Origin of the sequence: Cupriavidus sp. 30B13 (assembly GCF_049059565.2) — a bacterium.
Classification (GTDB): Bacteria; Pseudomonadota; Gammaproteobacteria; order Burkholderiales; family Burkholderiaceae; genus Cupriavidus.
This window is the reverse complement of the sequence record NZ_CP188224.1, coordinates 695523-718809: the sequence shown is the minus strand read 5'-3', so window position 1 is coordinate 718809 and position 23287 is coordinate 695523. Positions and strand designations below refer to the sequence as shown.

21 protein-coding genes are annotated in these 23287 nt (G+C 70.4%); 10 read left to right on the top strand and 11 right to left on the bottom strand.

The genetic code is table 11. From position 1 onward, the window contains the following. Positions 1-2 precede the first annotated feature (2 nt). The 3 genes from rutD to rutF all read left to right on the top strand — a co-directional run bounded on the left by rutD (position 3) and on the right by rutF (position 2057). A complete protein-coding gene (gene rutD / locus ACKI2N_RS22570) occupies positions 3-824 on the top strand; it encodes a pyrimidine utilization protein D (RefSeq protein ID WP_420992979.1) in 822 nt (273 codons plus the stop codon). Beyond that, a complete protein-coding gene (locus tag ACKI2N_RS22565; protein ID WP_420992978.1) occupies positions 821-1411 on the top strand; it encodes a malonic semialdehyde reductase in 591 nt (196 codons plus the stop codon). The genes rutD and ACKI2N_RS22565 overlap by 4 nt, the downstream gene beginning before the upstream one ends. A 193-nt stretch (positions 1412-1604) precedes the next feature. Beyond that, positions 1605-2057, top strand: a complete 453-nt coding sequence (gene rutF, locus ACKI2N_RS22560) for an NADH-dependent FMN reductase RutF (protein WP_426990958.1) — start codon at positions 1605-1607, stop codon at positions 2055-2057. A 20-nt stretch (positions 2058-2077) separates the two neighbouring features. Here the strand turns inward: rutF and rutR are convergent, their stop codons facing one another. From rutR to ACKI2N_RS22510, 10 genes are all read right to left on the bottom strand, one after another. Further along, positions 2078-2893, bottom strand: a complete 816-nt coding sequence (rutR, locus tag ACKI2N_RS22555; protein ID WP_420992976.1) for an HTH-type transcriptional regulator RutR — start codon at positions 2891-2893, stop codon at positions 2078-2080. Between the two features lie 172 nt (positions 2894-3065). Next, positions 3066-3770 carry a GntR family transcriptional regulator gene (locus tag ACKI2N_RS22550; RefSeq protein ID WP_420992974.1) on the bottom strand — a complete coding sequence of 235 codons (705 nt, stop codon included), beginning with the start codon at positions 3768-3770 and terminating at the stop codon, positions 3066-3068. 70 nt (positions 3771-3840) lie between these two features. Further along, complete coding sequence (locus ACKI2N_RS22545) at positions 3841-7254, bottom strand: molybdopterin-dependent oxidoreductase (protein WP_420992973.1); 3414 nt, start codon at positions 7252-7254, stop codon at positions 3841-3843. Then, positions 7251-8924, bottom strand: a complete 1674-nt coding sequence (locus ACKI2N_RS22540) for an amino acid ABC transporter permease/ATP-binding protein (protein WP_420992972.1) — start codon at positions 8922-8924, stop codon at positions 7251-7253. The genes ACKI2N_RS22545 and ACKI2N_RS22540 overlap by 4 nt, the downstream gene beginning before the upstream one ends. Positions 8925-9028: 104 nt before the next feature. Further along, a complete protein-coding gene (locus ACKI2N_RS22535) occupies positions 9029-9895 on the bottom strand; it encodes an ABC transporter substrate-binding protein (RefSeq protein WP_420992970.1) in 867 nt (288 codons plus the stop codon). Positions 9896-10325: 430 nt separating this feature from the next. Next, a complete protein-coding gene (locus ACKI2N_RS22530) occupies positions 10326-11099 on the bottom strand; it encodes an FCD domain-containing protein (protein ID WP_420992969.1) in 774 nt (257 codons plus the stop codon). Positions 11100-11224: 125 nt separating this feature from the next. Beyond that, on the bottom strand, positions 11225-11833 hold the full coding sequence (locus tag ACKI2N_RS22525; RefSeq protein WP_420992968.1) for a nuclear transport factor 2 family protein: 609 nt from the start codon (positions 11831-11833) through the stop codon (positions 11225-11227). A 31-nt stretch (positions 11834-11864) separates the two neighbouring features. Further along, the gene (locus tag ACKI2N_RS22520; RefSeq protein WP_420992967.1) at positions 11865-13187 is read right to left on the bottom strand and encodes an MFS transporter; all 1323 of its coding nucleotides are present in this window, start codon (positions 13185-13187) and stop codon (positions 11865-11867) included. 103 nt (positions 13188-13290) lie between these two features. Then, entirely contained in the window at positions 13291-13791 is a 501-nt protein-coding gene (locus ACKI2N_RS22515; RefSeq protein WP_420992966.1) for a flavin reductase family protein, read from the bottom strand. A gap of 54 nt (positions 13792-13845) precedes the next feature. After that, entirely contained in the window at positions 13846-15102 is a 1257-nt protein-coding gene (locus ACKI2N_RS22510) for an acyl-CoA dehydrogenase family protein (protein ID WP_420992965.1), read from the bottom strand. 177 nt (positions 15103-15279) lie between these two features. Between ACKI2N_RS22510 and ACKI2N_RS22505 the strand changes: the two genes are divergently transcribed. The 5 genes from ACKI2N_RS22505 to ACKI2N_RS22485 all read left to right on the top strand — a co-directional run bounded on the left by ACKI2N_RS22505 (position 15280) and on the right by ACKI2N_RS22485 (position 20779). Next, entirely contained in the window at positions 15280-15981 is a 702-nt protein-coding gene (locus ACKI2N_RS22505) for a TetR/AcrR family transcriptional regulator (RefSeq protein ID WP_420992963.1), read from the top strand. A gap of 267 nt (positions 15982-16248) precedes the next feature. Beyond that, a complete protein-coding gene (locus ACKI2N_RS22500; RefSeq protein ID WP_420992962.1) occupies positions 16249-16542 on the top strand; it encodes a putative quinol monooxygenase in 294 nt (97 codons plus the stop codon). A gap of 79 nt (positions 16543-16621) precedes the next feature. Further along, positions 16622-17725 carry a porin gene (locus ACKI2N_RS22495; protein ID WP_420992961.1) on the top strand — a complete coding sequence of 368 codons (1104 nt, stop codon included), beginning with the start codon at positions 16622-16624 and terminating at the stop codon, positions 17723-17725. A 226-nt stretch (positions 17726-17951) separates the two neighbouring features. After that, on the top strand, positions 17952-18467 hold the full coding sequence (locus ACKI2N_RS22490) for a (2Fe-2S)-binding protein (RefSeq protein ID WP_420992959.1): 516 nt from the start codon (positions 17952-17954) through the stop codon (positions 18465-18467). Further along, complete coding sequence (locus ACKI2N_RS22485) at positions 18464-20779, top strand: molybdopterin cofactor-binding domain-containing protein (protein ID WP_420992957.1); 2316 nt, start codon at positions 18464-18466, stop codon at positions 20777-20779. The genes ACKI2N_RS22490 and ACKI2N_RS22485 overlap by 4 nt, the downstream gene beginning before the upstream one ends. A 62-nt stretch (positions 20780-20841) precedes the next feature. Here ACKI2N_RS22485 and ACKI2N_RS22480 read toward each other — a convergent pair whose 3' ends face one another. Further along, the gene (locus ACKI2N_RS22480) at positions 20842-21750 is read right to left on the bottom strand and encodes a LysR family transcriptional regulator (RefSeq protein WP_420992956.1); all 909 of its coding nucleotides are present in this window, start codon (positions 21748-21750) and stop codon (positions 20842-20844) included. A gap of 167 nt (positions 21751-21917) precedes the next feature. On the opposite strand from ACKI2N_RS22480, the gene ACKI2N_RS22475 reads away from it, so the two are divergent. Next, entirely contained in the window at positions 21918-22607 is a 690-nt protein-coding gene (locus tag ACKI2N_RS22475; protein ID WP_420993185.1) for a CoA transferase subunit A, read from the top strand. Further along, complete coding sequence (locus ACKI2N_RS22470) at positions 22604-23284, top strand: 3-oxoacid CoA-transferase subunit B (RefSeq protein ID WP_420992955.1); 681 nt, start codon at positions 22604-22606, stop codon at positions 23282-23284. The genes ACKI2N_RS22475 and ACKI2N_RS22470 overlap by 4 nt, the downstream gene beginning before the upstream one ends. Positions 23285-23287 lie beyond the last annotated feature (3 nt).

Here is a 23287-nt window from a genome sequence, read left to right as displayed (position 1 = left end):
CCATGACCGTGACCTACGACATCCACGGCACCGGAGATGCCGGCGCGCCCACCGTGCTGCTGTCCTCGGGCCTGGGCGGCGCGGCCGCCTACTGGCGGGCGCAGATCGCCGGCCTGGTGGAAGCCGGCTACCGCGTGCTCGCCTACGACCAGCGCGGCACAGGCCGCAGCGCCGGCGCCCTGCCCGCCGACTATGCCATCGCGCACATGGCCGCGGATGTGATCGAGATCCTCGATGACAGCCATACCGCGCGCTGCCACGTGGTGGGCCACGCGCTGGGCGGCCTCGTCGGCCTGCAGCTCGCGCTCGACGCGCCCGCACGGGTGGCGAGCCTGGCGCTGGTCAACGCGTGGGCGCGCCTGAGCCCGCATACGGCGCGCTGCTTCGCCGCGCGGCTGGCGCTGCTGCACGCGGCGGGCGCGCGCGCCTATGTCGAGGCGCAGCCGCTGTTTCTCTACCCGGCGGCATGGTCGGCCGCCAACGCCGCGCTGGTGCAGGACGAAGTCGACCACGCGTTTGCCCACTTCCCGGGCACGGAGACCATGCTCGCGCGCATCGGCGCGCTCAAGGCCTTCGACGTGCATGCCCGGCTCGGCGAGATCGCCGTACCGGTGTGGGTCAGCGCCGCGCGCGACGACCTGCTGGTGCCCTGGACCAGCTCCCAGGAGCTGTCGCTCGGCCTGGCCCGCGCCACGCTGGAACTCGCGCCCACCGGCGCCCACGCGCACAACGTGACCAGCCCCGCGGCCTTCAACCGCGGCCTGCTCGCCTTCCTCGCCGGCGCGGCAAGCCTCGCCCCCACGACGACGGAGCACGCAGCATGACCACAGCCATCGGCCAGGACGCCCTGGACACGCTCTTCACCGGTGCCCGCAGCCACAATGGCTGGCACGACGAGCCGGTCGCCGACGAACTGCTGCGGCGCCTGTACGGCCTGCTCAGGATGGGACCGACCTCGGCCAACTGCTCGCCGGCGCGCTTCGTTTTCGTCCGCACGCAGGAAGGCAAGCGGCGCCTGGCGCCGGCCCTGTCGAAGGGCAACCTCGAGAAAACGATGGCGGCGCCGGTGACGGTGATCGCGGCGTGGGACACGGCGTTCTACGACAAGCTGCCCGCGCTGTTCCCGCATGCGGACGCGCGCAGCTGGTTCACCGGCAGCCCCGCCGCGGCCCACGAGACCGCGTTCCGCAACGGCACGCTCCAGGCCGCCTACCTGATCCTGGCCGCGCGCGGGCTGGGGCTGGACGCGGGGCCGATGTCCGGCTTCGACAAGGCGCTGGTCGACCAGGCCTTCCTGGCCGGCACCACGTGGACCACCAACTTCCTGATCAACCTTGGCCATGGCGACAGCGCCAAGGTGTTCGGGCGCCTGCCGCGCCTCGGTTTCGACGAAGCCTGCGTGCTGGCCTGACGATCGCGCTTCTGCCAAACCTCTGCCGAACCTCTGCCGAACCGCTGCCGAACCTCTGCCGAACCTCCCGCCCCCCGGACCTCTGGAGCAAGCCATGACCCACCTTCGACCCGCGCAGCCCGCCGCCCCCGCCTGCGCGGCATGGAACGACGCCGATGCGGCGCAGCCAAGCAAGGACGACTTCCGCCATGCGATGTCGCGCCTCGGCGCCGCGGTGAACATCATCACCACCGACGGCCCCGGCGGCCGCGCCGGCTTCACCGCCTCGGCGGTCTGCAGCGTCACGGACGCGCCGCCGACCTTGCTGGTCTGCCTGAACCGCAGCGCCTCGGTCTATCCGGCCTTCGACCAGAATGGCGTGCTCTGCGTCAATGCGCTGCGCGCGGGGCACCAGGCGATCTCCGGCCTGTTCGGCGGCAAGACGCCGATGGCGGAGCGCTTCGCCGCGGGCCGCTGGCAGCGCCGCGCGACGGGAGCGCCGGTGCTGGAGGACGCGGCGGTCTCGTTCGACTGCCGCATCGTCAGCCGCACCAGCGTGGGCACGCATGACGTGCTGTTCTGCCAGGCGCTGGCCATCTCGGTGGGCGACAGCGCGCACGGCCTGATCTACTTCGACCGGCGCTATCACGAGATCGCGCCGGCCTGAGGCCGGGGCCTGCGTGAGACCTAGGACCCGGCCTGCGGCAGCACGCCGTGCAGCACGATACGCTGCACGTTGGCGACGGCCTCCTCGAAGAACCCGGGGTCTTCGAGCGTGCGGCCGGTCAGCGCCTGGACCTGGACGCCGAAGTCGGCGTAATGCTGCGTGGTGGACCACAGCGCGAACAGGAAGTGATGCGGCTCGACCGGCGCCAGGCGGTTGTCCGCCACCCAGGCGCGGATGACCTCGGATTTCTGCTCGACCAGCTCGCGCAACTCATGCGCCAGTTCGTCGCGCAGCAGCGGCGCGCCCTGGACCACCTCCAGGCAGAACAGGCGCGACGCGTCCGGATGGTCGCGCGAGGTGACGAGCTTGCGGCGGATATAGTCGCCGATGGCCTGGCTGGGATCCTGGTCGGCGCTGAAGTCCCGCAGCGGCGCCAGCCACACGGTCAGCAGGTCGCGCAATACGGCGAGGTAGAGCTCTTCCTTGTTGGGGAAGTAATAGAGCAGGTTGCTCTTGGAAACGTCGGCGCGCTGCGCCACCTGGTCGAGGCTGGTGCCGTGCAGGCCGAAGCGGGAAAACAGGCCCAGCGCGGCGCCGATGATGGTCTCGCGCTTGGCGTCGATCTGGCGCTGGCGCCGGTTGATCGCCGACTCGCTGCGCACGGCGGGCGCCCTGGCGGCGCGGCCGCGCGGCGCGGCCGGCTTGGCGGACGGCGCCTTGGCGGCGGCTTTCCCGACCGCGGCGGGGGTGCGCCGCCGGGCCGGCGCCGCGGCGCGGTCGTCCCCATGACCGGCCAAGGTCTCGGCGCCGTCCGGCTGGGTCTTGGTTTTCGGCATGTCTGCCCGGCTCCTGGATACCTGGATTGCTCTCGCGCCCGGCCATGCCGTGCGGCGCGCCGCACGGCGCGCAGGCAGCACTATACCGCCCCTTGAAGCACGGGAAAAAAGCGCGCAAGAAGACTGCGGAAAAGAACCGCGGAAGAGCCTCCGGGAGGCAGGCGCCGCGCGGCTAGAAGCCCGCGGCCTGGGCCGGGCTGGCGACCAGCGACGACAGCGAGGCGATGTCGCTCGCCAGCGCGGCGATATGGCCGCGCATCGCCACCCGCGCGCGTTCGGGATCCATCGAGAAGATCGCCTCGACGATGTCGGCGTGCTCCCGGACCGACTTCTGGATGAGGCCTTCGTGGTAGGAGATCTGCCGCCGGTACGGTTCGAGCCGCACGCGCAGCGCGCGCGCCTGCTGGCGCAGGTAATCGTTGTGCGCGGCCGAGTAGATGGCGTCGTGGAAACGCACGTTGGCGGCGTAGAAGGCGACCGGGTCGGGCCCGGCCTGGGCCGCCTCGCATTCGCGCCGGGCCGCGCCGATGGCCGCGCGGTCGGCGGCGGTGTGGCGGCGGGCCGCCATTTCGGCGCACGCCACTTCGAGCACGCCCATCATCTCGAGCATTTCGGCGATCGACTGCAGCGTCAGCTGCGCCACGTAGGCGCCCTGGTGCTGGCGCACGTCCAGCAGGCCAGACGACGACAGCGCCTTGATGGCTTCGCGCACCGGCGTGCGCGACAGGCCGAAGCGCGCGGCGATCTCTTCCTCGTCCAGCTTCTGCCCCGGGCGCAGCTTGCCCGACACGATGTCCTGCTCGAGCTGCAGCCGCAGGCTCTCCGTCCGGGTCCGGGCCAGGGGCAGCGCGGCTGGGCTGGGCGGCGGTCGACTCATTACTCGTTCACTCCTCGTTCACTCCTCATTCCCGCCTCGGGGCCGCGGCGCGGCCGGCAACAATGGCGGGTCATAGATCGAGCGTCAACGGCGAAGTGGGCACGCAGACGCAGGGCAGGCACCGGCCGCCCGGCACCGGGGCGCTGCCTTCCGGATGCGCCACGCTGCCGTCGATCACCCGGATTATGCAGCTTTCGCACTGGCCTGCGCGACAACCGCTGGCCATGGCCCGGCCCGACGCCGCCAGCTGGTCCAGCAGCGAGCCGCCATCGGGGCGCCACGTCATGGTGCCGCCGGAGCGCGCGAAGGTGACGGCCTGCGGGACCAGGTCCGCGCGGGGCGCCGCCTCGAGGCTCGACGGGCCGAAGGCTTCGGCATGGATGGCGCCGTCCCCGGCGCCGGCATCGCGCAGCGCCCGGGTCAGCGCCCGCACCATCGGGCCGGGACCGCACAGATAGGCATCCATGCCGGGCACGTACCACGGCAGCAGGGCCTGCGCGTCGAGACGGCCGGCCCGTTCGTGCCCGCCGTCCGCGCCGGCCGCCGGCGCGCTGAAGTAGGTCAGCACGCGCACATTCGGCATGGCCGCGCGCAGCGCCTCGAGCTCGGCACGGAAGGCATGGTCGGCCCGCGCGCGCACGCCGTACAGCAGCGTGACAGGCCGCGCCGGATTGCGCCGCCGCGTCTCGTGCAGCATCGACAGCAGCGGCGTGATGCCGATGCCGGCCGCGGCCATCAGCACCGGCGACGCGGTATCCATGTCGCGCAGGTGGAAGCGCCCGGCCGGCGCCTGCAGCGCCAGCACGGCGCCGGCGTCGAGCGCGTGGATCGCCGCCGAGCCGCTGGGCGCGCCCTGGCCCCCACGCGCGTCCCCGCGCGCCAGCTTGACCGAGATCCGGTAAGCCGGCCCGCCGGCCGCACCCGACAGGGAATAGCAGCGCACCAGCGGCGCTGCGCCGTCCGGCGCCGGTATCCGCACCGTGACGTGCTGGCCGCCGCGGAACGGCGGCAGCGGCAGGCCGTCGACCGGCGCCAGCCTCAGCGAGACCACGTCGGCGGATTCCCGCCGCATCGCCTCGACGCGGAAATCGCGCCAGCCTTCCCAGGCCCGCGGCGCCCGGCCGGCCGCAAGGCGCACTTCGCAAAGCCCCGAGCGCAGCCCGACCGAGCCGCTCACGGGATCGGCCTGCGCGTCGGGCAGCACGCGGTTCACGCTGGCGCTGCCGGCCGCCAGCGCATCGTAGCCGGGCAGGCCCAGCGCCGCATTGGCCTGCCACCAGCCGTACTGCGCGCACACCACGCGCGCGTCCAGGCTGCGGTCGAACCTGGCGCGGGCCTGCGCGCCGCCCATCGGCGTCAGCAATTCGATCTCGTCGCCGTCGGCGATGCCGCGCGCGGCCGCCGCGTCGGGGTGCAGGCTGACTTCCGGGTGCGGCGCGCGCCTGCGCAGCGAGGGGATGTCGCGGTGCTGGCCGTGGCAGTACTGCACCACCTTGGCCGAGGTGAGCACCAGCGGGTAGGCGCGCGCGGCCGCATCCGCATCGCGCAGCGGCGAGGCGGCCGGCTCCACGAACGCCGGCAAAGCCGGCTGCCCGGCGAGATGGAACACCTCCGAGTAGATCTCGGCCAGCCCGGTCGCGGTCTTGAAGCCGCGCGTCTCGTATTGCCGGTAGCGGGTCTCGGCAGGATAGGAGATGCCGCCGGGCTGCGCGCGCAGCATGGCGGGCGTCAGGCCCGACGGCGCCAGCACGTGCGCCAGCCCGGCTTCGATGTCGCCCTGCCAGAAGGCGTCGCCCATGCCGAGGCGCCTGGCCAGCTCGAACACCACGAAGCCGTCGGCGCGCGACTCGCCGCGGCTCGGGATCGCGGCCTGCCGCAGTTGCACCAGGCGCTCGGCGGCGGCGCTGCCCTCGAAGCCGACGCGCAGCGATTCGCGCTCCCACGGCGTGTTGATCGGCAGGAAGATGTCGGCATGCGCCGCGGTGGGGTTCATCACCACGTCGCAATGCACGTAGAACTCGAGCGCCGCCAGCGCCCGCGCGCCGCGTTGCGCGTTGGCGTGGTTGACGAGGAAGTTGCGCCCGAAGTTCACCAGCGCGCGCACCGCGTAGGGCTGCTTCTCCAGGATGGCGGCGTACAGCGAGTCGGCGCCGATCCAGCGGTCCCGGCCCGGCCCCAGCGGCGAGCGGGCCAGCTCGATGCACTTGGCGGCCTGCTCGGCCGGCATCCATTCGGCGCCGGACACGTCGGCCGCGGGCGGGCGCCCGAAGCTGACGTTGCCGCCGGGCGCGTCGAAGCTGCCGGTCAGCGCCATCAGGATCGCCAGCGCGCGGTCGGTCTGCGTGGCGTTGGTGTGCTGGCCGATCCCGCTCCACGCGTAATAGCAGACCGGGCCGGATTCGTGCAGCAGCCGGGCCGTCGCCGTGACCTGTTCCGCGGGCACCCAGCACAGCGCTTCGACGCGCGCGGGGGGATATTGGGCGCACAGCGCCTCGTACAGCGTGAAGGCGGTGCGGCAGTCCACCGTGCGGCCGTCGGCCAGTTCCGCCGGCAAGGTGCCGCGCAGGGCGGGCAGGCCGTCCGTGCCGAAGGTGCGCGTGTCCGGCGCGTACGGCACCGGCTCTCCCTTGCCGCCGAGCGCCACCAGGTCGCCCGGCCGGCTGCCCGCGGGCGGCCGGGCCAGCTCGCGCGCGCGCAGGAATTGCCCGTTGTCGTCGCGCACCAGCAAAGGGCCGTTGGTCCAGCGGCGCACGAAGTCCTGGTCGAACCAGCCATTGGCCAGCATCTGGTTCGCGATGCCGAGCGCCAGCGCGCCGTCGGCGCCCGGGCGCACCCGCAGCCACTGGTCGGCGCGCGCGGCGAAGCCGGCGCGGCGCGGGTCCACCACGATCAGCCTGGCACCGCGCGCCACCGCCGCGCCGGTGGCGGTGGCGTGGTCGAGCCAGGTCGCGCTGGGGTTGTGGCCCCACAGCACCACGCAGCCGGTGTGCTCGAAGTCGGGCGAGGCGATCGAGCGGCCGAAGGTATAGGCATGCGCGTGGTCCTTGTGCCAGTTGCAGATCTCGGTGCCGTAGGCCACGTTGGGGCTGCCGAAGATATTGGTGAAGCGCTCGACCCAGCGCAGGTCGTCCGAGAACGGCGTGCCGCTCGGCGTGGTCCAGCCGAAGGCAACGCTCTCGGCGCCGTGCGCGCGGCGCTGCGCGTCGAGCGCGGCGGCGGTGCGATCCAGCGCCTCTTCCCACGAGATGCGGACCCAGCCCGGATCGGCGCTGCCCTTCGGGTTCGTGCGGCGCAGCGGGTAGAGCTGGCGCGACTCGCGGTAGATCATCTCGGCCGCGGCCTTGCCCTTGACGCACAGCGCCTGGCCGGTCGGGTGCGCGGGATTGGGCTCCTGGCGCAGGAAGCGGCCGCCCTCGGTCACCATGACCGAGCCGCAGCGCGACTTGCAGAGGGCGCAGAAGCCCGGTGTCCTGACTTCGCTCATGAAACGACCTGCATCCTGGCGACCGGCGCCGGCACCGCCGGCGCGCCGTCCACGACGCCCAGGAAGCGGCGCGTGCGCTCATGGGACGGCGCGTCGATCACCTGCTCGGGCGGCCCCTGCTCGATCACGCGGCCGCCGTCCATGAACACCACGCGGTCGGCCACTTCGCGCGCGAAGCGGATCTCGTGCGTGACCACGATCATGGTCATGCCGGCGCGGGCCAGCTTGCGCATGACGCTCAGCACTTCGCCCACGAGTTCGGGATCGAGCGCCGAGGTGGGCTCGTCGAACAGCATCACGCGCGGCGAGATCGCCAGCGCGCGCGCGATCGCCACGCGCTGCTGCTGCCCGCCCGAGAGCCGGTGCGGCAGGTGATCGGCATGGCGCTCCAGCCCGACTTCGGCCAGCAGGCGCAGCGCGGTCTCGCGCGCCTCGGGTTCGGGCACGCCGTGCACGCGCACCGGCGCTTCCATGACGTTCTCGAGCGCGGTGAGATGGCTGAACAGGTTGAAGTGCTGGAACACCATGCTGATGCGCGCGCGGGCACGCGCGGCGGCGAGGTCGTGGCGCGGCTTGATGACGCCCATCGGCGACTTGTCGTAGCCCACGTGCTTGCCGCCGACCGTGATTTCGCCGTGGTCCATCGCCTCCATGTGGTTGACCATCCGCAGGAAGGTGCTCTTGCCCGAGCCGCTCGGCCCGAGCAGGACCACCACCTCGCCCGCGTTGACGGTGAGGTCGATGCCGGCGAGCACCTCGCGCCCGTCATATTGCTTCTGCACGTTGCGGCAGACGATCAGCGGCGCGCCGCCGGCATTGGCGCCGGCAACGTCGGAGCGCGGGGAGATCAGGCGCCCCAGCCAGCAAGGCGCTTCGGCCCCGGCCGGCGGCACCGGCGCCGCCGGCACGGGGCTCGCGGCCGCCGGCCGGACTGCGCGGGCGGGCCGGGCCGGCGTCCATCCCAGCAGGCGCCGCCACGGACTCGCCTCCGGCGCCGGGCGCGGACGGTCGAGGTCGAGCCGGCGCTCGAGCCAGCCTTGCACCAGCGAGATCACGCTGGTCATCAGCAGGTAGAGCAGCGCCGCCGCCGCGAACACCGTGAAGAAGCGGAAGTTCTGCCCCACCACCTGCTGCGCGCGGAAGGTCAGTTCCTGCACGAAGACGATGGAGGCGATGGAAGTCAGCTTGAGCATGCTGATGACGTCGTTGCCGATGCCGGGCAGGATGGTGCGCAGCGCCTGCGGCAGGACGATGCGGCGCAGCGTCAGAAACGGCCCCATGCCGAGCGAGCCCGCAGCGACCGCCTGGTTCCGGTTCACCGAAGCGATGCCGCCGCGGATGTTCTCGGCACTGAAGGCGGCCTGGTTGAGGCCGAAGCCGATGACCGCCGTGGCGAAGCTGCCCAGCTTGATTCCCAGCGCGGGCAAGGCGTCGAAGATGAACACCAGCTGCAGCAGTTGCGGCGTGCCGCGCATCAGCCAGATATAGAACCACGCGCCGCCGCGCAGCGGCGCGAAGCGCGAGCCGCGCATCAGCGCCAGCACCAGGCCGAGCGCCAGGCCCATGGCCATCGCCAGCGCCGTGATCTGGACCGCGATCCACGCGCCGCCCCACAGGAAACCGGAGAGCAGGTAGGAAGCGAATTCGTTCAAAGCCGAAGGGGAATTCATGTTCAGCACTCACGACAGCGGTTGGCATCGCCGCGGGCGCCATCGCGCCGGCGCGATGACGGTCCCGCCTGCGGAAAAACAAGGGGGGCGAGGTCCGTCTTCATTCACTCGGCCTTGATGATGCTGGCGGTTTCCAGCGCGGGATCGACGCCGTACTTCTGGAAGATGCGCTTCTGCGTGCCGGCCGCCTGCACCGCGCGCAGGCCGTCGTGGATCGCGTGCAGCAGGTCCTGGCGCTGCTTGGCAACCGCCGCGCCGACCACGAAGCCCTCGGAGACCGAGAACGCGCGCGCGTATTTCTGCTTCTGCGTGCTGGCCAGGTTGTCGACGAAAGCCAGGTCCCACATGATCACGTCCGTGCGGCCGCTGTCGAGCAGGCGCAGGCCGGAGGCCAGGTCCTGGAACGGCACCATGGTGATGGCGGGCTTGCCCGCGGCCACGCAGGCCTCGCTGTGCTTCCTGGTCAGGCCCTCGTTGCTGCTGCCGATGGCGAACGATGCCGTCAGCCCGCACAAGCCGGCCGGCGCGGCGAGCTTGCGCGGATTGCCCGCCGGCACCAGCGCGCCGGTGGCCGCGGTCATGTAGGTGGAAAAGTCCACCACCTTGGCCCGCTCGGCCTTGTAGTAGAGGTCGTCCCACATCACGTCGATCTGGCCGCTCTGCACCGCCGGCAGCAGGCCCGACCACGCACCCAGCACGAATTCGTGCCCGATCCCGATGCAATCGAACACGGCGCGGGCAAGATCGGCGTCCACGCCGACGACCTTCGAGAAATCCGCGGCGTCGCGGTAGACATAGGGCGGCGTCTGCGGGTCCGCGCCGACACGAATGGTCTTGCCTGCCAGCGTCGGATACTTCTCGGCGACCTTGGCGGGCTGGCACGCGGCATCGGCCGCGTGCGCGGCCCCGGTCCAGAGGCCACCGAGGGCCATGAGCAAGACGGCTTTTCTTACCTGGTGATGCAGCTTCATGTTCGCTCCATTCGTTTGGCTGATACGGTCACTGATGAGCACTGATGGGCACCTCGCTTCGGGGACGGCCTCATTATCCAAAGCAAGAGTAATTGCATACAAATATTATGCAATCTGCCTGAAGCAACGACCGTGCCTGTCAAAAGCAACCGATTGCCCGCCTGTTTAGGGTCCGGGAAGCACACGATTTGACCAAACGGTCTGAAATGGAGCGGCAGGCACGCGACCGTGCCCGGGAAGCGAGCGCGCGTGCGCCCGATTGGTGCAAAGGCGCTGCCCAGAGGGAGGCGGGCAAGGCGGGCTGTCGGTCAGGACGGAAAACGGGAAGAGCCCGCACGGACCTGCCGGCGGGCCTGGAGCGGAGAAACGGTGCAGCGGCTGCGATGGGCCGGGCCCGCGCCGGAGGCAAACGGCCGATGCGCTCAGGAAGCTACGCGGCGCCGGCCTTCGCCCTGCTGCGGGGACGGGCGGGGGCAGCCGCCTTCGCCTTCGTCAGGGACGTATCGGGATAGTCCTTGATGACGAGCTCCATCGTGCTGCCGAAGTGCGCGACCAGCAACTGGCACGCCCGGATCGCGTCGCGCGCCAGCACCGCGTCGAGAATGGCCTTGTGCTCCAGCGCGATGTCGCGTTTGCCGCCGTGGTCGCTGCGCAGCGACAGATGCCGGTAGCGGGCGCTCTGGTCGCGCAGGTCGCGCGCGATCCGCATCAGGCAATCCGAGCCGCAGCCGGACAGCACGGCTTCGTGGAACGCGTCGTGGGCGCGCTCCCAGTCGGGATGCATGGTCCCCGCCGCAGGCTCGAACAGGGGAAGGCGCGACAACTGGTGATGCGCCGCCAGCACGCGCGCTTCCCAAGCCACGTCGCCGTTCGCCACGGCTTCCTTCAGGGCCAGGGCCTCGATCTGCTGCCGGGTGCGGGTGATGTCGAGCAATTCCCGGCGCGAGACCGGCGCCACCCGGAAGCCCTTCTGGTCCTCCGCGACGACCATCCCGCTGGCAACGAGGCGGGAAAGCGCCTCGCGCAGCGGAATCACGCCGCCGCCATATCGAGCGGCGACGTCCTTGAGCTTGAGCGACGCGCCCGGGCGCAGCCTGCCGGCGATGATGTCGGCCTTCACCAGCCGCTCGAGCTTCGACGCCGCCGTGGTCCCGGCTTCCGGCGTGCGTGACTGTGCTTTTTCCTCGATGGCCGCCACCGGCATCGCCTGCCTCCAATAGATCCCGCCCGCTCGTGGCGGGCGGCCCCATTGTATGTCAGCGGTATCGGCGCCACCGGCCCGCGCCGCACGGAAAACACCCGCGCCGGAGCGGGGCGGCCGGTGCGACATCACGCGGCCGCCGCCAGCCATGCGTCGTCGGCGTCGAGCAGGGGCCGGACGGTTTCCGGGCGGTCGCTGCCGGCCAGGTCGGCGCTGGGCTGCTCGCCGTTTTCCTCCAGCAGGTAGGCGAGGAAGCGGTAGCTCGGCCGATGGCGCGCCAGGCGCGCCGCATCGATTTCCACCGAGTCAGCCGGATTCACCAGGCTCAGCATGTCGCGCAGATACACGATGCTGAGCCGGCTGATGCGCCACTGGCCGCCGCGCTTCTCCAGCCGCTGGTGCAGGCGCGAATGCGCGGTCACCTCGACCTCCACGCTCCTGAGCCGGGTGCGGATGGAAACCGCGCACGTGGTCTGCGCCAGCGCGCGGCTGCCGTTCTGCGTCACCAGCGTCGGCCCCATCTGGTGCGCGGAGTGTCCGCCGGACTCCAGCATCCGCCGTGAAGCCGCGACGAACTCCGGGCCGCTGCCCGTGAACCAGGACAGGCTCACCACGGCGTCGTCGTGGTACATGCGCAGCATCAGGTCCCATTGCGCCTGGTCGCGCGCCGCGCGCTCGGTCTGCACGATGTCGACGATCTCCGCCTTGTCCAGCAGGCGTTCGAGTTTCTCTTCCATCCGTTCTCCTGTCATGAGTGTAGCCATCCGGTCAGCCGGCATTCTGCGTGGCAACCGCGCCCGCGACACGCTCCGACTGCTTGCCGAGATACAGGCGCATGCCGCCGACCCGGGCGGCCAGCAAGGCCGTGACCGCACAGGCCGCGATGGCCGGATAGAGCGGCACGCCAGGGCCATGGTCGCGCACCAGCCAGGCCAGCATCAGCGGTGTCAGGCCCGCGAACAGCGCGGCCCCGATGTTGTAGGGAAAGGCGTATCCGCTTTGCCGGATATTGGTGGGGAACAGCGCGGCCATGAGGCCGGGCACCAGGCTGATGACGGCCGCCACGGCGACGCCCTGCACTGCGAACGGCACGGCGAGATTGCCATGCGCCGCGGCCACATCCGCGAGGCAGTGGAAGAACCACACGGTGGCCAGCAGCATGGCCGCGGCGCCGGTCGCCAGCGCGCGGCCCCAGCCGATGCTGTCGCTCAGCCGGCCCCAGAACGGCATGGAGACGGCCAGCGCGAAAGTGCCCCACATATTGGCGTTCAGGGCCTCCTGCCGCGGCACGCCGTATTGCGTGATCAGCAGCGTCGGCATGTACTGGAAGAACACCGTCGAGCAGGTCGCCATCACGAACATCAGGCCGAAGCCGAAGCAGCAGGCGCCCGCGTGCTCGGTCAGCACCACCTTCAGCGGGGTGGCCTTGGAGAGCTGCTTCGACTGCTGGATCTCGGCGTACAGGGGCGACTCCTCCAGGTGGCGGCGCAGGTAGGCCGCGGTCAGGCCGAAGATGCCGCCCACGATGAACGGCAGGCGCCATGCCAGCGAGGGGATGCCCGCCTGGGCGGCAATCATGCCGGCCAGCGCCGCCGCGCCCGTGCCCAGCAGCAGGCCGAGGTGGACCACGCCGTGCAGCGTGCCGCTCGCGGTGCCCAGGCGCGAGGCGGACGCGTGCTCGGAGACGAAGACCGCCGCGCCGGGCAGCTCGCCGCCGACCGCGCAGCCTTGCAGCGCGCGCAGGATCAGCAGCCCGATGGGCGCCAGCACGCCGACCTGCTGGTACGTCGGCAGCACGCCGATCAGGAAGGTCGGGACCGCCATCAGGACGATCAGGAAGATGAACATCTTCTTGCGCCCGACCCGGTCGCCGAAATGCGCCATGACGATGCCGGCGACCGGACGCACCAGGTAGCCGATGGCGAAGATGGCGAAGGTCTGTATCTGGCGCACCCAGGGCGAGATGTCGGGCGGGAAGAACACCTCGCTGATGGCGGCCGCCACGAACAGGAAGATCACGAAATCATAGAACTCCAGGGTCGCGCCCAGCGCGGCCAGGCCCAGCGTCCTGGCCTCCTTTTTCTTCATCATCTGTCGTCTCCTCGGTGGCGACGGCTCTTGCGCCATCGCTCGGGTGGTATGTGCGTTGTGGATCTGCTCTTGTATTGCGCTTGGGTTGCGCTTGGGTTGCGGCTCAGTCGCGCGCCACCGCCGCGCTTGCCATGCGCGCGTACTTTCCCCGGTAGAACAGCAGCGGATTCGCATGCTCGTTCTCGACCAGATGCTCGGCTTGGCCGATGAACAGCTTGTGGTCGCCGGCCTGGTGGATGTCGACGACGCGCGCGACGATATGGGCGAGGCTGTCCCGGATGTATGGCGTGCCGGCTTCGTAGCCGATGGGAACATCGATCCCCGCCACGGCGCGGCCGCCGAAATGGGCGCTGAGGTCTTCCTGGTGCTCGGCGAGGAAATTGACGCTGAAGGTATCCCCGGCCGCCACCGAAGCGCAGAAGCGCGATGCGTTGCGTGCCGACACCAGGATCAGTTGCGGCTCGATCGAGACCGAGAGAAACGCGTTTGCCGTCATGCCGGCGGCATCGCCCTCGCGCATATACGTGATGACCGTGACGCCCGTGGCGAATTTCCCCATCACCCGGCGGAACTGTTGGGCGCGCTCGGCAATATTGGTTGCCATATTGTGTCTCCTTCGTGTGGAACGCCGGCCGCCGGCGTTCCGCGTGCTGGCGGCTCAGACGAGGGGGGTGTTGGGGACCTGGCCGCAGAGGATGCGGCCGAACAGTTCGAGGTTGGTGGTCGGGCAGACGATGCCGTGCAGGTTGGCGATGCGCGCGTCGCGCCAGATGCGGTTGAACGGGTTGCGCGAGCCGGCCAGCGAGCCGCCGGAAGCGGTGGCGAGGATATCCACCGCCTCCCAGATCAGCTTGCCCGCGTAGCCGGTATCGCGGCGGATGCGCGCACGCGTCTCGACATCCATGTATTCGCCGCGGGCGGCGCTGGCGTCCAGCTCGTCGACGCAGCGCGCGATCACCAGTTGCGCGGCGTCGATCTTGGCCGAGGCCTCGCCGACCTGCAGGTGGGTCACCGCGGCCTCGGCCTGCTTCTCGTACCAGGTGTACTGGATCGGCCGCCCGGGCAGCTTCTGCAGGAACAGCTCGAGCGCGGCCCGCGCAATGCCCATCGCCGGAAAGACCAGGATGATCGCCAGGAACGGCACGAAGGCGGTACGGTACAGCGCTTCGCCGCCCAGGTGCGCGCTGGCGTATTGCCCTTCGATGGCGGCCGAGAGCGCGGCAATGCGCTCATCGGGCACGAAAACGTTCTTGACCGAGACCGAGGTGCTGCCGCTGCCGCGCAGGCCGATGGTGTCCCAGTCATGCAGCAGCGTGACCTGTTCGGTCGGGATCAGCGCGAGGCCCTGGTCGGCCGCCACGCCGGTCTCGTCGACCAGAGGAATGCCAAGCAGGTCCCATTGCGCGTGATAGACGCCGCTGTTGAACCCCCACAGGCCCTCTTCGATCAAGTAGCCGCCCTGTTCCCGCCGGACCTTCGCCACGCGCGGCGACAGCACGCCCGAGGTCCGGATCTTGCCCCCGGCGGCGAAGATCTCGTCGGTGACGTGCTGCGGGTAAAGCGCCGCCACCATCCAGTTGCAGATATTGATCAGCGCGCAGGCCCAGGCCGCGGAGCCGTCGCCGCGGCCGATTTCCGTGACCACTTCCATGTAGGTCCGCACCGAGGTCTGCAGGCCGCCATGGGTGCGCGGCACCATCAGGTCGAAAATGCGCGCCTCGTCGAGCTCCCGGATGGTCGTTTCGGGGAGCCTGGCCAGGGTGTCCACTTCCGCGGTCCTGGCGCGCAGGGCCGGCACCATGGCGGTGGCGCGGCGCACGAGTTCGGCCGGGGTGGCGGGAGAAGCGGGCGAGAAGGTGCCGTTGCCGTCGATGGTGCTGCCGGTGCTGCTGGTGCCGATGGTTGCCAGGGTCATGGCGGTCTCCTTGGATGTCCGCAGCGCTGCCGCTGCGTGCGTTTCGTGTCAGAATGACGTTTTCGTTATTGTAGTTATGCGATCACGCGCGGCAAGATAGGGTTTTCGCCCTCGTCGGCGTACACAAACGTCACAATGACGACGCGTCATTCATCCCGCAGCGAGCAGGAGCCCGGCATGACCAGCGACCACAGCGGCTTTACCCCGACGGAGCGCGAAGACCATCGCTCGGTCGTCGCGCGCAAGAAGCGCGAGCAGATGCGGGCGCGGATTCTCGCGGCGATGATGGACCTGCTCTCGGACCGCGCGAACGTCTCCACCTCGATCGAGGACGTGGTGAACGCGGCGGGCGTCTCCCGGGGCACCTTCTACAAGCACTTCACCTCGCTGGACGAAGCCTTCGTCGCGGTGGGCCGCGAGGTCACCGACCAGATGACGCTCGGCATCCTGCCCATCTACGACGTGCTGACGGACCCCGTGCAGCGCGTCAGCACCGGCATGCGGCTGTTCCTCACGCGGGCGTTGTCGGACCGGCGCTGGGCCGGCTTCGTGCTGCGCGCCGAGCTGGTCCCGCATGAATCGGTGCTGCTGGACTACCTCATGAACGACCTGCGGGCCGGTGCCTATGAAGGAGCAATGGATTTCGAAGACCTGCAGGCCGCTGCCGACTCGGTGATGGGAGCCACCACCGAAGGCATCCGCACGGTCCTGCTCGGCCGCACCCGCGAGCCGCGACAGTACATCGACAACGCCATCCGCATCACCCTGCGCGGACTCGGCGTGGACAAGGCGCGCGCGCTCGAGGCCACGGCCTTTTCCCGCTCCTACCTGATGGCGCACGCAAGCGGCGCCGTGGACCACTGGGCCACCGTGCCCTGAACGGTCCTGCCAGGCGACACGGACTTCCCCTTCCGGCGGCCCTGCAATGGCGCGCGGCGAGCGGGCGCGCGATTCTCGCACTGCCGTCCGGCACCGTCAATAAATAGGTTTACCACTAAAATATATATTTTTTAGAAATAAACTACGTGGCGAGGTTCGCACGGAGCCGACCGCATCGGCCTCCGGACCGTCACGCGGCCATCGGCTCCCTGCGCGACCTCCCCGGCCCGATCCGGTCCGGGCGGACGCTGCATGAAAGGGATTTGCATGGAAGTCACCGCCATCGTCACCTCGGTCGCCAAACCTGGCGCCGAACACAACTTCGAAGCCGCCATCCGGCGCGTGATGGATGCCACCAGGGACGACCCGGGCTTCATCCGCTACGACGTCTACCGCGACATCGGCCACGCCGGCACCTTCGTCTTTCACGAAATCTGGGAAAGCGAAGAGCATCTCGCCGCGCACCTGCGCACAACGCATGTCGCCGAGTTCCAGGAGACCGCGGCGGCCCTGCTCGAACGCAAGGAGGTCCGGCTGCTGCGCCACGCATTCCCGGCCTAGCCAGCCACCGCGCCGCGCGGCGCTGGGCAGTCCGGCGCGGCCGCAAGAACGAAAAAATCAAGAACACATGGAGGAGAACATGAAGAAAAAATGCCTGGCGGCAATGGCCGCCGCATTGTGCTCGGCCGGGGCGCAGGCCCAGTCGTCCGGCTCCGGACTGGCACTGTACGGACGCACCGACGTCGGCGTCGTCACCCAGACGTCCAGGGCGCCCGGCGGCTCCGCGCAGGCCGTCAACTCCAACGTCTGGCAGCCTTCGTTGTGGGGACTGCGTGGCCAGGAAGACCTTGGGGGCGGCCTGGCCGTCTACTTCAATGCGGCATCCACGATCCTTGTCGACAGCGGCGCGCCCGGCAGCACGGTGCGGTTGTTCGACCGCCACGCTTATGTCGGCCTCACGGACCAGGACCTCGGCACCATCTCGTTCGGGCGGCACGTCAACACCCTGGCCGAACTGTTCTATGTCACCGATCCTCTGCGCGCGAACAATTCGGCCACCAACATGAATGTGCGCTTTGGCTACCTGGGCGGCCCGGGCGCGGTGCTGGCAGGCAATTTCGGCGCCAATGCCGGCATGGCCGGCAACAATCTCGACCGGCAGGACAACACCATCAAGTACGCCTATGTGGGAACCGGCGGCATCGTCGGCATGGCCATGTACTCGTTCGGCGAGAACGCCGGCAATTTCCGCGGCAACAGTTCCGCGGGCTTGCTGGCCGGCTACGACGGCGCCTCGTTCAACGTCCGCGCCGCGGCCATGAAATTCAAGGACGCGGACGGGGTCGCGCTCAATGCATACGCGGTGGGAGGCGCGTACACGGTGGGCGGCCTGAAGCTGAAGGCCACCTGGACGCAGAACAAGGCCGACAGCGGCGTTGCCCCCTACGGCCATCTCAAGACCCAGGTGTACTCGGGCGGCGCCACCTATTCGCTGGCGAAGAGCCTCGACGTCACCCTCGCCTACTATCACGGCAGCCGCAGCCAGGATGCCATGCCAAAGCAGGTGGCAAGGAAGTTCTACCTGACGCCCGAGTATTACCTGTCCAGGCGCACCATCCTGTTCGGCATCCTCGAACTCGAACGGTTCAACGCGACCGGTGCGCTGCTCGATACGGGAACGCCGCTGTCCGCCGGTGCGCGGTCGTCCGTGCAGGTCGCGGTGGGCATCAGCCACTCGTTCTGAGCGGCGGCAACGCTGCAGGCGGCGGGGTGCCGGCGCCTGCAACGCCTCAATTCCAATTTATGGAATTGAGAAATCCCAAGCCTGCCATTCCCGCGCCATGGTGAGCGGTATCACAATGCGCGTAGCGCAACGTTGCCGCTGCAGCCTCCATGCTGGCGCGCCGCGGCGCCGGCGGCCGGCTGCCATGCCGGCCATCCCTCCCCGCTTGACCATCCCCCACGAATCCATGAGAACAATCACGATCAACGGTCAACCGCATTCGGTCGACCTGCCCGACGACGCCCCGCTGTTGTGGGCCGTGCGCGACCATCTCGGCCTGACCGGCACCAAGTTCGGCTGCGGCATGGCGCTGTGCGGCGCTTGCACGATGCATCTGGACGGGCAACCCATCCGCTCTTGCGTGACCCCCATCTCGGCCGTGGCCGGCAAGAAGATCACCACCATCGAGGGCTTGTCCGCGGACAAGACCGGCCAGGCGCTGCAGGCGGCGTGGGAGGAATTCGGCGTGCCGCAGTGCGGCTACTGCCAGGCGGGCCAGCTGATGTCCGCCACGGCCCTGCTCCACTCTAATCCGCACCCGACCGAGGCCGACATCGACGGCGCCATGAGCGGCAATATCTGCCGCTGCGGCACCTATACGCGCATCCGCGCGGCGATCCAGCATGTGGCCAAGTCCGGTGTGGCCGGCACCAAGGCCGGCGCCAGGGCTCCCGCGGCGACCGGCAAGCGGAGCGCCAAATGAACGCCCGCGACACACTCGCGAGCGCAGCCGCCGGCCCGCGCTCGGCCGCGCGCCGCCGCTGGCTCAAGGGCATCGGCGCCCTCGCCGGCCTGACGCTCACGGTAGGCCTGGACGGCATCGTGCTGGCCGCCGAGGAGGGAACCAAGCAATACGGGCGCGACGGCATGCCGGGCGGCGCGGTGGACAGCCCGCTGGTGTTTCTCTCGATCGGGGAGGACGGCAAGGTCGCCATCGTCTGCCACCGCTCCGAGATGGGCCAGGGCGTGCGCACCAGCCTGCCGATGGTGGTAGCCGACGAACTCGAGGCGGACTGGGCGCAAGTGCGCGTGGTGCAGGCTCCGGCCGACGAAACGCGCTACGGCAACCAGAACACCGACGGCTCGCGCAGCGTGCGGCATTTCTTCGACCCGATGCGCCGCGTCGGCGCCAGCGCGCGCAGCATGCTGGAAAGCGCCGCGGCCGCGCGCTGGGGCGTGCCGGTGAGCGAGGTGCAGGCGCGCAACCACACGGTGGTGCACGCCGCCAGCGGCCGCAGCCTGGGCTACGGTGAGCTGGCGAAGGACGCCGCGCGCCTGCCCGTGCCGGCGCCCGCCACCCTCAAGCTCAAGGACCCGGCGCAGTTCCGCTATATCGGCAAGAACAGCACGCGCAGCATCGACGGCCACGACATCGCCACCGGCCGCGCGCAATACGGCATCGACGTGCGCCTGGACGGCATGCTGTACGCCGTGGTGGCGCGCCCGCCGGTGTACGGCGGCAAGGTGACCAGCTTCGACGCCGCGCAGGCGATGAAGGTGCCTGGCGTGGTCAAGGTGGTGGAGATCGCCGGCAGCCCGGCGCCGGCCATGTTCCACCCGCTCGGCGGCGTGGCGGTGATCGCCACCAATACCTGGTCGGCCATCAAGGGCCGCGAGGCGCTCAAGATCCAGTGGGACGACGGCCCCAACGCCAGCTACGAGTCCGCCGCCTTCCGCGCCACCATGGAGAAGGCCGCCAGCCAGCCCGGCAAGGTGGTGCGCAACCAGGGCGACACGATGGCCGCGCTGGCCGGCCCCGGCAAGCGCATCACCGCGCAGTACTACCTGCCGCATATCGCGCACGCCACCATGGAGCCGCCCGTGGCCACCGCGCGCGCTGCCGGCGGCAAGTGCGAGGTGTGGACCTCGGTGCAGGCGCCGCAGGCCACCTGCGAGACCGTGGCCGCGCACCTGGGCCTCAAACCCGCCGACGTCACCGTGCACGTGACACTGCTGGGCGGCGGCTTCGGGCGCAAGTCCAAGCCGGACTTCGCCGCCGAGGCCGCGCTGCTCTCCAAGGCCATGGACGGCAAGCCGGTCAAGGTCACCTGGACGCGCGACGACGATCTGCACCACGACTATTTCCACACCGTCTCGGTCGAGCACATGGAGGCCGTGCTGTCCCCCGACGGCCGCGCGCAGGCCTGGCTGCACCGCACCGCGGCGTCGAGCATCAGCTCGATCTTCGTGGCCGGCTCCAAGAACGAAGCGCCGTTCGAGCTGGGCATGTCGGCGGTCAACGTGCCGTTCGACATCCCCAACGTGCGCGTGGAGAACCCCGATGTGCCCGCGCATACGCGCATCGGCTGGTTCCGCTCGGTGTCGAACATCCCGCATGCGTTCGCCGTGCAGTCGTTCGCGGCCGAGCTGGCCGCCGCGGCCGGGCGCGACCATCGCGACTATCTGCTGGCGCTGCTGGGGCCGGACCGCAAGATCGATCCGGCGCAGTTGTCCGATTCGTGGAACTACGGCGAATCGCCGCAGCAGTATCCGGTCGACATCGCGCGGATGCGCAACGTGATCGAGGTGGCCACGCGCGAGGCGGGCTGGGGCCGGAAGCTGCCGAAGGGCCGCGGCCTCGGCCTGGCGGTGTGCTATAGCTTCGTGACCTATGTGGCGGCGGTGATCGAGGTGGCGGTGGACAAGGACGGCGGCATCACCGTGCCGCGCATCGACATGGCGGTGGATTGCGGCGCGCAGGTCAACCCGGACCGCATCCGCTCGCAGGCCGAAGGCGCCTGCATCATGGGCATCAGCCTGGCCACCACGGGCGAGATCACCTTCAAGGACGGACGTGTCCAGCAGGACAACTTCCACCAGTACGAGGTGATGCGCGCACCGTCCGCGCCGCGCGCCATCCATGTGCACCTGGTGCCGGGCAGTTTCGACGCGCCGCTCGGCGGCGTGGGCGAGCCTGCCACGCCGGTCGTCGCGCCGGCGCTGTGCAACGCCATCTTCGCGGCCACCGGCAAGCGCATCCGCGCGCTGCCGATCCGCGAGCAGTTGAAGGCGTAAGCCCTGGCGCCCTGGCGCCACCGGGGCCGGGCCGGGCGGGCATCCGCCGCGCCCGGCCCTTTTTATTTCGGGCGCCGGACCTTGAGTTCCCGGCACCGCTCCAGCAGTTGCAGCACCGCCGGCGAGCGTTCGTTGCGGCGATGGATCACTGCCAGGTGGGACAGCACGTCGTTGCGCGCGAGCGGCTTGAATACCACGTCCGGCGGCGCGAACGCGCGCATGGAAGCCGGCACCAGCGCCACCCCGAAACCGGCCGCCACCATGCTGATGATGGTGGCCATCTGCCGCGACAGCGCCTCCACGCGCGGCTGGAATCCGGCATTGCCGCAGATGGCCAGCGTGATGGCATAGAAGCCGGTGCCGTGCTCGGTATGGGTGCAGATAAAGGTCTCGTCGCGCAGCAGCGCCACGTCGATGCGCGCGCGGCGCGCCAGCGGGTGCGTGGCATGCAGGGCCACCACCACGGCTTCCGCGGCGATGTCGAGCAGCGCCACGCCTTCGGGCAGCGCGCGCAGCGGCGGCCGCACGAAGCCGATGTCGAGCTCGCCGCGCGCCACCGCCTCCAGCTGCGCCGGCACATCGGTCTCGCGCATGGCCATGCCGACCGCCGGGTGATCCTGGCGGAAGCGGTGCACCAGCCCCGGCAGCAGGCCGGACAGCGCGGCCGAGGCCACATAGCCGATCGACACGCTGCCGACGTCGCCGCGGCTGGCGCTGGCCGTGGCCAGCTCGGCCTGGCGCACCTGCCGCAGGATGCCGGCGGCTTCCTCGTGGAACACGCGGCCGACCTCGGTCAGCGCCAGACGTCGCTTGTCGCGCGCGAGCAGCGGCGCGCCCGCCTCCTGCTCGATCCAGCGGAACTGCTGGCTCAGCGCCGGCTGCGAGATGCCGAGCCGCTCCGCCGCACGGCCGAAATGCAGCTCTTCGGCCAGCGCCACGAAATAGCGGTAATGGCGCAGTTCCAGGTTCATCGCGCGGTTTCCTCCAGGGGGCCGGCGCTTGCCGGTCTTTGTCATATCGATAAGCCTAGCTTATCAAAGATTAAGCCGGCCATACTTGCACCTATGGCGACGCAGGACGCATCATGCTTGCCTTGGCGGCGCGCGGCGCCGCGGCGTGGAGCGGGAGCGAGCCCGGCATGGGACTGGTGAACAAACAGGTGGCCGACTGCGGCGAGGCCGTGGCCGGCCTGCATGACGGCGCCACCGTGATGGTGGGCGGCTTCGGCAGCTCCGGGCTGCCCGGCGGCCTGATCGGCGCGGTGCTGGCGCATGGCGCGCGCGGCCTCACGGTGATTTCCAACAACGCCGGCTACGACGGCGAGGGCGTGGCCAGCCTGATCGCGGCGGGCCGCGTGCGCAAGCTGGTCTGCTCCTATCCGCTGACCGCGGGGGCCACCGACTTCCGCGACGCCTACCGGCGCGGCGAGATCGAACTCGAACTGGTGCCGCAAGGCACGCTGGTGGAGCGCATCCGCTGCGCGGGCGCCGGCCTGGGCGGCTTCTACTGTCCCATCACCGCCGGCACCATCCTCGGCGAGGGCAAGCCCGTGCGCGAGATCGGCGGCGTGCGGCACGTGCTGGAGCTGCCGCTGCATGCGGACTTCGCGCTGATCCGCGGCCGCCACGCGGACCGGCTCGGCAACCTGGACTACCACCTGGCCGAGCGCAATTTCAATCCCGTCATGGCGACGGCCGCGCGCGTGGTGGCGGTCGAGGTGGATGCCATGGTCGAGGCCGGCGCGCTCGACCCCGAACAGGTCGTGACGCCGGGCATCTTCGTGCACCGGGTGGTGGTCGTGCCGCGGCACGGCGGGAGCGGGCAATGACGACAACGACGGCAACGACGGCAACGAAAGAAGCGGCGGCAACGACGGGATGGAGCCGCGAGCAGATCGCGCGGCGCGCGGCGCAGGACATCCCCGCCGGAGCCTACGTCAACCTGGGCATCGGCCTGCCGACCCGGGTCGGCGACCTGATCCCGGCCGGGCGCGAGGTCTTCCTGCACAGCGAGAACGGCATCCTCCACCTCGGCCCGCGGCCGCCGGCCGGCGCGGAGAACCCCGACCTCATCAATGCCAGCAAGCAGCCGGTCACGCTACGCGCGGGCGCGGCGATCTTCGATTCCGCGCTGAGCTTCGCCGTGATGCGCGGCGGCCATCTCGACCTGGCCATCCTCGGCGCCTATGAAGTGGCCGCCAACGGCGACCTCGCCAACTGGACCCGCGGCGACCCGGGCACCCCGCCCGCGGTGGGCGGGGCGATGGAGCTGGCCTACGGCGCGCGCGAGGTGTGGGTGCTGATGGAACACACCACGCGCGACGGCCGCCCACGCCTGCTGCGGCGCTGCAGCCTGCCGCTCACCGCGCGCGGGGTGGTCGGGCGCATCTACACGGACCTGGCGGTGCTGCGCGTCACGTCCGCCGGACTGCACGTCGAAGCGATGGCCGAAGGCATGACGCTGGCGCGCCTGCAGGCGCTCACCGAGGCGCCCCTGCTGGCCTGAGCC

What these genes read in the sequence shown, in the direction of transcription:
- ACKI2N_RS22475 (WP_420993185.1), top strand. Translation starts at nt 21,918, where the DNA reads ATGGGACTGGTGAACAAACAGGTGGCCGACTGCGGCGAGGCCGTGGCC.
- ACKI2N_RS22500 (WP_420992962.1), top strand. Translation starts at nt 16,249, where the DNA reads ATGGAAGTCACCGCCATCGTCACCTCGGTCGCCAAACCTGGCGCCGAA.
- ACKI2N_RS22485 (WP_420992957.1), top strand. Translation starts at nt 18,464, where the DNA reads ATGAACGCCCGCGACACACTCGCGAGCGCAGCCGCCGGCCCGCGCTCG.
- ACKI2N_RS22495 (WP_420992961.1), top strand. Translation starts at nt 16,622, where the DNA reads ATGAAGAAAAAATGCCTGGCGGCAATGGCCGCCGCATTGTGCTCGGCC.
- ACKI2N_RS22490 (WP_420992959.1), top strand. Translation starts at nt 17,952, where the DNA reads ATGAGAACAATCACGATCAACGGTCAACCGCATTCGGTCGACCTGCCC.
- ACKI2N_RS22520 (WP_420992967.1), bottom strand. Translation starts at nt 13,187, where the DNA reads ATGATGAAGAAAAAGGAGGCCAGGACGCTGGGCCTGGCCGCGCTGGGC.
- ACKI2N_RS22515 (WP_420992966.1), bottom strand. Translation starts at nt 13,791, where the DNA reads ATGGCAACCAATATTGCCGAGCGCGCCCAACAGTTCCGCCGGGTGATG.
- ACKI2N_RS22470 (WP_420992955.1), top strand. Translation starts at nt 22,604, where the DNA reads ATGACGACAACGACGGCAACGACGGCAACGAAAGAAGCGGCGGCAACG.
- ACKI2N_RS22510 (WP_420992965.1), bottom strand. Translation starts at nt 15,102, where the DNA reads ATGACCCTGGCAACCATCGGCACCAGCAGCACCGGCAGCACCATCGAC.
- ACKI2N_RS22530 (WP_420992969.1), bottom strand. Translation starts at nt 11,099, where the DNA reads ATGCCGGTGGCGGCCATCGAGGAAAAAGCACAGTCACGCACGCCGGAA.
- ACKI2N_RS22525 (WP_420992968.1), bottom strand. Translation starts at nt 11,833, where the DNA reads ATGGAAGAGAAACTCGAACGCCTGCTGGACAAGGCGGAGATCGTCGAC.
- rutR (WP_420992976.1), bottom strand. Translation starts at nt 2,893, where the DNA reads ATGCCGAAAACCAAGACCCAGCCGGACGGCGCCGAGACCTTGGCCGGT.
- ACKI2N_RS22535 (WP_420992970.1), bottom strand. Translation starts at nt 9,895, where the DNA reads ATGAAGCTGCATCACCAGGTAAGAAAAGCCGTCTTGCTCATGGCCCTC.
- ACKI2N_RS22550 (WP_420992974.1), bottom strand. Translation starts at nt 3,770, where the DNA reads ATGAGTCGACCGCCGCCCAGCCCAGCCGCGCTGCCCCTGGCCCGGACC.
- ACKI2N_RS22565 (WP_420992978.1), top strand. Translation starts at nt 821, where the DNA reads ATGACCACAGCCATCGGCCAGGACGCCCTGGACACGCTCTTCACCGGT.
- rutF (WP_426990958.1), top strand. Translation starts at nt 1,605, where the DNA reads ATGTCGCGCCTCGGCGCCGCGGTGAACATCATCACCACCGACGGCCCC.
- ACKI2N_RS22505 (WP_420992963.1), top strand. Translation starts at nt 15,280, where the DNA reads ATGACCAGCGACCACAGCGGCTTTACCCCGACGGAGCGCGAAGACCAT.
- ACKI2N_RS22545 (WP_420992973.1), bottom strand. Translation starts at nt 7,254, where the DNA reads ATGAGCGAAGTCAGGACACCGGGCTTCTGCGCCCTCTGCAAGTCGCGC.
- ACKI2N_RS22480 (WP_420992956.1), bottom strand. Translation starts at nt 21,750, where the DNA reads ATGAACCTGGAACTGCGCCATTACCGCTATTTCGTGGCGCTGGCCGAA.
- rutD (WP_420992979.1), top strand. Translation starts at nt 3, where the DNA reads ATGACCGTGACCTACGACATCCACGGCACCGGAGATGCCGGCGCGCCC.
- ACKI2N_RS22540 (WP_420992972.1), bottom strand. Translation starts at nt 8,924, where the DNA reads ATGAATTCCCCTTCGGCTTTGAACGAATTCGCTTCCTACCTGCTCTCC.